We start from the raw sequence: 2122 nt of genomic DNA, 5'->3' as shown, positions 1-2122 counted from the left end.
AAAGATGTACGGAAAATCAATCATGCTAGAGGCCGACTCGTTTGTAAGAAAGGTAGACGGACAAGGTATCCCAACTTTACCAGAGATTAGAACCAAGATCAAGGAAATAAAACCAGCCGAGACATTATACTGTGTAGAGGCAATAATTCTAAAAGCTCCAGAAAAGCGCGAAATACAGACAAAGGCTGGAGAAACANGAACTAAGATCAAGGAAATAAAACCAGCCGAGACACTATATTGTGTAGAGGCAATAATTCTCAAAGCTCCAGAAAAGCGTGAAATCCAGACAAAGGCCGGAGAGACCATTCTGCTTTNAGAGTTGTTCTTGTCTGCTTATTCAGTAATCACGCGAAAGAACTGATTCATAGGCAACAGTTCTCTTCACAAAGGTTATTCTAGATATGCCTAGAGTAGAAAAATAGGTACATGATTTATTAAATTCTATTAAGTATTAACAATTGATGACGGTATCAGATAAAGTAAAAGGATCTATGAATTCACGCTCTAATAAAATTGAAATCAGCAATGATCTGTTTTTGCAAAACATGAAACAGATTATGGACGAGAATCCCAGACTATTCTCTAAATTAGCTAAACTTTGATTTTAATTTGATGCAACTTTTCTGTCTAGATATTCTTCAACTTCACTAAATATTGTTGGGTCGTCCTCATATTTGTACATAGTTTTGGTCAAAAGGTCGATCAATTCATCTTCTTCCCGTTCTGTTGATATTCTTAAATCAAATCCATTTTTTCGTAGAAAATATTTGCTAACTATGAGCGCAATTGTCTTATTTCCATTGTTAAATGGTTGTTGCCATGATATTCCGGCCAAAACTGCTGTTGCTTTTTTAATAATTCTTGTTCTCTTATCTTTAACATCATTGAAAGAATTTGCTTTAGAGAATACCCACTCAATTCTTTCGTAGTTTACTCCAAAGGACTCTTTTCTATGGTTAACCAAGTGTTCATTTCCGTGTACGATGTTTTTTATTAGTTCATCAGAAAAATTCTCAGACATGTGATTATCTAATAACTGATTATACTATGACCTTTAAATAAGTGATGAAATAATTTGTTAAATTGGTTTTTAGTATTTGGAGTGATTGTTAATCATTGATCTTCTTTTATTCTTGATTTATTTTATTCCGTAAAAAATGGTCATTCTCTACTTTGATCCAACTGGATTTTATGCATCATATCAAAATCAATTCAAAATAAATCCTAGTCCCAGAACCCACGGGTTGTCACATACTGCCTTTCTGCTTCGTAAATTTGCTTGTACACCTCTTCTTCTCCAATCATGTTTCGCAGAATCCTTGCCGCAGTGTCAGCGCCCACACCATATCCTGATATCACAACAAGTGCAGTCTTGCCAAAGTTTGCAAGAAGTGATGACACCTTCCAGGCTCTTGCAAACTTGTGGTTCTCTTCTGTTGTTATTTTTTTGCCGGCAACTTTTTTTNGTGATGACACCTTCCAGGCTCGAGTAAACTTGTGATTCTCTTCAGTTGTTATTTTTTTGCCGGCAACTTTTTTCTGTACAATCTTTGGCAGGTCATAGTCAGAGTAGAACGTTGCAGCAATCTGCCGTGACTTGCAATAAGGACATGACGGAATCTCGTTTATCTGCCCAGTTTCTACTACTTTTTCCCACTTGCCACACCTTACACAGACCAATCTATGTCTGGTCTTCATCAGCCTTGATTTTACCAAGTCAAGTATCCCCTTGTCCATGTTTGCAGGAGATGCATAGTATTTTGTGGTATGGTCAAGTATGGGTTCTGCAAGTTTTGAAAAGCCTTCCACTTCAACCCATGATATGGCAATTTCATTTGATTTTATTTTCTGTAGTAGNATTTTTCATACAAGAATCTTGCCGACTTTCTGTCATATACCGCCTCCCTGCCTACAATTCCAAATTTTTTGGCAACACACCATGTTCTCCAGTTTACGTTGTGTGTCCCCGCAAGAGAGGCCTGCNATTTTTCATACAAGAATCTTGCCGACTTTCTGTCATATACTGCCTCTCTTCCGACGATTCCAAATTTTTTTGCAACACACCAGGTTCTCCAGTTTACGTTATGTGTCCCCGCAAGAGACGCCTGTACTATATCTTGTA

1 protein-coding gene and 1 pseudogene are annotated in these 2122 nt (G+C 37.2%); both read right to left on the bottom strand.

Annotation, left to right across the window (positions count from 1 at the left end):
* Nucleotides 1–604 precede the first annotated feature (604 nt).
* Entirely contained in the window at nucleotides 605–1021 is a 417-nt protein-coding gene (locus tag DYY66_RS11320) for a Fic family protein (protein WP_166289443.1), read from the bottom strand.
* A 203-nt stretch (nucleotides 1022–1224) separates the two neighbouring features.
* Nucleotides 1225–1465, bottom strand: a pseudogene (locus DYY66_RS16640) (hypothetical protein); the annotation flags it as partial.
* Nucleotides 1466–2122 lie beyond the last annotated feature (657 nt).

It is taken from the genome of Candidatus Nitrosotalea sp. FS (assembly GCF_011319475.1).
In the GTDB taxonomy this organism is placed as follows: Archaea; Thermoproteota; Nitrososphaeria; order Nitrososphaerales; family Nitrosopumilaceae; genus Nitrosotalea.
This window is presented reverse-complemented; position numbering and strand designations above follow the sequence as displayed.